The following is a 5,073-nucleotide window of genomic DNA, read 5'->3' on the forward strand; positions in this document are numbered from 1 at the left end:
TTGCCTTTATTGCACAACTATTGGTCAAACCAGTACCAGATGTATAGGAATTACCTAATATTTTGAAACACAAAATATTTGCTATTCAAACTAATGGGGAGAGCATGAAGAGAGAAAGAGCCGAAGAGTGCGCAAAGAGATTGGATGATTTTATGACCGAACTCTTCCATAACTTGAAGGGCGGCGAAAAGGAGTTTGCCGCTCATGCGGGCCTCACCGTACCCCAGCTCTTCGTGCTCAAGATGGTTGAATCGAAGAAGGGCTGCAAGATGGGGGATCTGGCCAAGGCCCTGCATCTCCATTTCGGCACCGCAACCAGCATCGTCGATCGCCTGATAAGGGACGGCCTCTTGAGCCGCAAGAGGGATGATGACGACAGAAGGGTGGTCTCCGGCTCTATCTGACCGCAGAGGGCGAGAAGGTGATGGCGATGATAAACGAGAGGCGAATGAGCAGGCTGGCAAGCTCGCTTGCGGACCTAAAGGAAGAGGAATTTGAGAGCATCTTTGCCATCTTCTCTAAGGCGCTTCCCGCCTTCATGGCCGAATTTCACTCCCTCAAAGAGAGCTAATGCTTCATTGACCGCTCTTAATTTGGAATCATTCCCAAGCTCCACTTGTCTTCATCCCCCTAAGAGGTGTCACAACCTCGATAGATGAAGGTGAGTTCGTCTCGATAATCGGTCCCTCCGGCTCGGGCAAATCGACCCCCATGCATATCATCGGCTGTTTGATAGACCCTCGGCCGGCTCGGTCCCCTTTTCGAAGAGGACGTTGTGCTTCTCTGGGCGCAGATCTCTTTTAAACCTCTCTGAATCATCCATGCTTCAATATTATACAGCGAGCCCCAAGGAGGGATTCTCAAAGGCAAGGAGGTTTCGGTTTGGGCTTACTAAGCCGATAAGTAGGTATTATAATTTGTTTCAACCTTTTAAGGAGAGGCCGATGAAAAAGATAGTCTCCGTCGATGAAAAGCTCTGCACCGGTTGCGGAAATTGCGTGAGGCTCTGTCCGCAAAAGATCCTCTATATCTCCGAAAAGTCGAAGGTCTGCAAGGTGACCGATGATACCAGATGTGATCGTTTAAGGGGCTGCGAGAAGGTATGCCCGGTAAATGCCATAAAGATCAGCTAGGTTTTCCCCTTTCACTCCCATAAATCTCAAGTTCGTGAAGGTAGTCTTGGCGCTCTACCTTTCCGTCCGTTGTGATATCATGTTTTATCGAGGTGATGGAGATGAAGAAGAAGGATCCAACCGGATATTTACTGATTGTGGCCGGCATCGTCATGGTCATTGGTCTGGTCATGAAGCTATTTCAACTGTCTTAAACTCGGCCCGAGCTCTTAGCTTGAGGGCTGGACCATCAAACCACCACTTGGCGGAGATCTAGATAGCCAAAGGCCAAAAGTCTTTAATGACTGGGATAAGTGGAAACATTCTTGCTCTTAGCCTGGTTAGCCTGTTTACCGACATAAGCAGCGAGATGGTCTATCCCCTGGTTCCCATCTTTTTGACCAGCGTCCTGGGCGCCCCGGTTGCGGTAGTCGGTCTGATCGAGGGCATCGCCGAGAGCACGGCGAGCCTCCTCAAGACCTATTTCGGTTACCTATCCGACAAGAAAAGGAAGAGAAAGCCTTTCGCCTTGAGCGGCCATTCCTTCTCCCTCTTTGGAAAACTCATCTTAAGCTTGGCCGCCAGTTGGCCACCCGTCCTCTTCGCTCGCTTCATCGACCGGGTTGGCAAGAGGGGGATAAGGACATCGGCGAGAGACGCTCTACGCTCTCTATAAGCTCTGTCACTCCGCTCTCTCGATTCCCCTATCTTCGCTCTCGGCGCTTAAATTTCTAACTCATTTATGTTAATCTTCATTTACCATTCCCCTTTAAGGCGGGTTGAATAAATTTGTCTTACATCTCTCTTTACCGGAAATATCGGCCCCGGGCTCTCTCTGAAGTGGTCGGCCAAGACCACATAACTCAGACCTTGAAGAATGCCATCAAATCAAACAAGATATCCCATGCCTACCTTTTTTCCGGGCCGAGGGGGACCGGCAAAACGAGCGTCGCCAAAATCCTGGCCAAATCCTTAAATTGTAAAGAGGGTCCGGCCGTTATCCCCTGCAATGGTTGCTCTTCCTGTGCCGATATTGCGGCCGGAAACTTCGTCGATGTCCTCGAGATCGACGCCGCCTCCAACCGGGGGATCGATGAGATAAGGGATCTGAAAGAGAAGATTCACTTTTCACCGGCCCAAGGGCGGACAAAGGTATACATCATCGATGAGGTCCACATGCTGACGGCCGAAGCTTTCAACGCCCTATTAAAGACACTGGAGGAGCCGCCGGCTCACGTCGTCTTCGTCCTGGCCACAACCGAACCCAATCGGGTTCCCGCGACCATTCTCTCCAGATGTCAGCGTTTCGACTTCAAGCGGATCACCTTAAAGGACCTGATGGAAAGGCTTGCCGAGGTGGCCAAGGCCGAGTCGATAGAGATCGACTCCGAAGCCCTCTCCATGATAGCCAAACACGCCCAAGGCAGCCTTCGAGATGGCCTTGGAACCTTGGATCAGATCGCCTCCTTTACCGAGAAGAGGGTATCGACGGATGATGTCGTCTCGCTGCTCGGCATGAGCGATGTCGAGGCCCTCTTTGAGGCGGCGGACTTAATGGCGAGGGGCGACGTCTCGGCCGTCTTCGGTTTCGTCGATCTCCTTGTGGACAAGGGAAGAGACCCCAGGCAATTCGCCAAGGATTTGATAGAATATCTTAGAGCCCTCTTCGTCGCCAAGAATTCGGCTGATGCTAAGGACAGCCTCAACGTGACGGCTGAGACTTTCAAGAGGATTGAGGCCCAAGCGGACTCGTTCAGCAGCGTGGCCTTGATACGCCTCCTCGACATCTTGAGCGAGGCAGCGACCCAGATGAGATGGGAACCTGATGCCAGGCTCTCTCTAGAGATGGCCCTGGTAAAGATGATAAATATTGAAGAAGATATATCGCTCGACGCTTTAGTCGCCCGGATAGAAGCCCTGGAAGCCGGCTCAAAGGGAAAGGGGGCCGGCATGGAAGAGCCTTCCCCAAAGGAGCTCAAGAAGGAGGCGGTCACCAAGGCGCAAGCCAAGGAGAAGGCTTTCCCAAAGGATGAAGGGGTGAGTCATTCGCAGCGAGCGGATGAGGCGAGTGGCCAGGATACAGATATAGAGAGGGTCAAAAGGGCTTGGCACTTGATCTTGGACGAGGTACTCAAGGAGAGCCTTCCCACCCACTCCCTTCTTCTGGAGTCCGCTCCGACCAAGCTCGTCAAGGGAAGACTCACTCTAAACTTTAACCACCGGGCCGCTTTTCATAAGGATATGATAGAGCGGGAGGGGAATCTCAATATCTTAACCGATTCCATCGAGAAGATTGTCGGTCAAAAGATCAAGGTGGAGTGCACGATCGACGAGAACGCTCCCTCTTTCGAGGAGTTAAAAGCGGAAGAAGGGGCCGATGAGGAGGTCCTGGGCAAGGACAACATCATAGGCATGCTGATGAGCGACTTTGGGGCCGAGATAGAAGAGGGCTAGGCCCGATCAAATAAGGGGGAGCAATTTGAATGGATATTAATAAGCTGATGAAGCAGGCCAAGAAGATGCAGGATGATATGGCCAGAGTCCAGAAGGAATTGGAGGAGGAGACGGTCGAGGCGACTGCTGGCGGAGGAATGGTCAAGGTGGTTGCGAGCGGCTCTCAGAAGATCTTAGAGGTATCGATAGACAGAGAGGCTGTCGACCCAGCCGATGTCGAAATGCTTCAGGACCTGGTCCTGGCCGCGGTCAATGAGGCCGTCGAGGCGAGCAAGGACCTCGCGGCCAAGCGCCTGGCCGCGGTGACCGGCGGAGCCGGTATGCCCAGTCTGATGTGATTTGCTCGATAATCCGGTTTGATGAGGTGATTCAATGTATTATGCGGCTCCGGTCGCTACGCTTATCGAGGAGCTGACCAGGCTTCCCGGCATCGGTCCAAAATCGGCTCAGCGTCTTGCCTTCTATCTGATGAAGGTCTCTTCTGCCGAGGCAAGCAGGCTGGCTGCGGCCATCGTCGACCTTAAAGAGAAGGTCAGCTTCTGTAAGATATGCTTCAACTTAACCGAGGGGGATGAGTGCAACATCTGCAAGGACCCAGAGAGGGATAACTCGATCATCTGCCTGGTAGAGGAGCCGATGGATGTGGTCGCCATCGAGAAGGCGGCCAGTTTCAAGGGGCGCTACCATGTCCTTGGAGGCGCCATATCTCCGATAGACGGCATCGGTCCAGATGAGATTAGAGTCAAAGAGCTGATTGGCCGGCTAACTGACGACAGGGTCAAAGAGATAATAATCGCGACCAATCCGAATATCGAAGGCGAGACGACGGCCATTTACATCTCGCGCCTCATCAAGCCGCTCGGCATCAGGGTGACCAGGATCGCAAGCGGGCTGCCAGTCGGCGGCGACTTGGAGTATGCCGACGAGATAACCTTAGGCAGAGCCCTTGAGGGCCGCCGGGAAATGTAACGTTAAGGGTCAAAAAACGACCATTCAACCTAGAAAACTACCCTTCTATTACGAAACAAAGGCTCTTACGCCATCTTTAATGTATGATGGGTTTCTCCAACTTCTTAATCTGAAAGGGGTGATTACGTGGAAGGATGTACCGAAATTAGGTGGCATGCCAGAGGCGGCCAGGGCGCCGTCACGGCGGCCAAGTTTCTGGCCGAGGCAGCCCTGGCCGACGGCCGCGATATCCAGGCTTTCCCGGAATACGGGCCGGAAAGGATGGGCGCACCCATCAAGGCTTTTACCAGGATATCAACCTCACCAATCGGCATTTATTGCGCGATTGACAATCCTTCTATAGTTGTAGTTCTGGACGAGACTCTGCTCGATACCGTAAAGGTTCATGAAGGCCTCACGGACGACGGAGTCATCCTGGTCAATTCGAATAAATCGCCGGATATGATCAGAAACAAGATCGGGGTCAAGGTCGGTCGAGTCTATACGGTCCCGGCATCCACGATAGCCCTAGAGACGCTGGGCAAGCCGATCCCCAACA

Annotated in this window: 8 protein-coding genes and 1 pseudogene; all 9 read left to right on the forward strand. The window is 52.7% G+C overall.

Going from position 1 to position 5,073, the window contains the following annotated elements; all coding sequences use genetic code 11:
- Positions 1-104: 104 nt before the first annotated feature.
- On the forward strand, positions 105-404 hold the full coding sequence (locus tag QMD53_03550; GenBank protein MDI6799732.1) for a MarR family transcriptional regulator: 300 nt from the start codon (positions 105-107) through the stop codon (positions 402-404).
- 17 nt (positions 405-421) lie between these two features.
- On the forward strand, positions 422-571 hold the full coding sequence (locus tag QMD53_03555; protein ID MDI6799733.1) for a hypothetical protein: 150 nt from the start codon (positions 422-424) through the stop codon (positions 569-571).
- 20 nt (positions 572-591) lie between these two features.
- Positions 592-732 (forward strand): annotated as a pseudogene (locus tag QMD53_03560) (ATP-binding cassette domain-containing protein).
- Between the two features lie 212 nt (positions 733-944).
- Positions 945-1,133 carry a 4Fe-4S binding protein gene (locus tag QMD53_03565; GenBank protein MDI6799734.1) on the forward strand — a complete coding sequence of 63 codons (189 nt, stop codon included), beginning with the start codon at positions 945-947 and terminating at the stop codon, positions 1,131-1,133.
- 280 nt (positions 1,134-1,413) lie between these two features.
- Positions 1,414-1,788, forward strand: a complete 375-nt coding sequence (locus QMD53_03570; GenBank protein ID MDI6799735.1) for an MFS transporter — start codon at positions 1,414-1,416, stop codon at positions 1,786-1,788.
- A gap of 113 nt (positions 1,789-1,901) precedes the next feature.
- Entirely contained in the window at positions 1,902-3,566 is a 1,665-nt protein-coding gene (gene dnaX, locus QMD53_03575; GenBank protein ID MDI6799736.1) for a DNA polymerase III subunit gamma/tau, read from the forward strand.
- A gap of 29 nt (positions 3,567-3,595) precedes the next feature.
- Complete coding sequence (locus QMD53_03580; GenBank protein ID MDI6799737.1) at positions 3,596-3,904, forward strand: YbaB/EbfC family nucleoid-associated protein; 309 nt, start codon at positions 3,596-3,598, stop codon at positions 3,902-3,904.
- A 34-nt stretch (positions 3,905-3,938) separates the two neighbouring features.
- Positions 3,939-4,535 (forward strand): recombination mediator RecR, encoded by a 597-nt coding sequence (gene recR / locus QMD53_03585; GenBank protein MDI6799738.1) that lies wholly within the window; start codon positions 3,939-3,941, stop codon positions 4,533-4,535.
- A gap of 126 nt (positions 4,536-4,661) precedes the next feature.
- Positions 4,662-5,073: 2-oxoacid:acceptor oxidoreductase family protein (locus QMD53_03590; protein ID MDI6799739.1), on the forward strand; the 412-nt coding region annotated here is incomplete at its 3' end.

The sequence above is a fragment of the Actinomycetota bacterium genome (assembly GCA_030017835.1).
Classification (GTDB): domain Bacteria; phylum Actinomycetota; class Aquicultoria; order UBA3085; family Oleimmundimicrobiaceae; genus Yes70-04.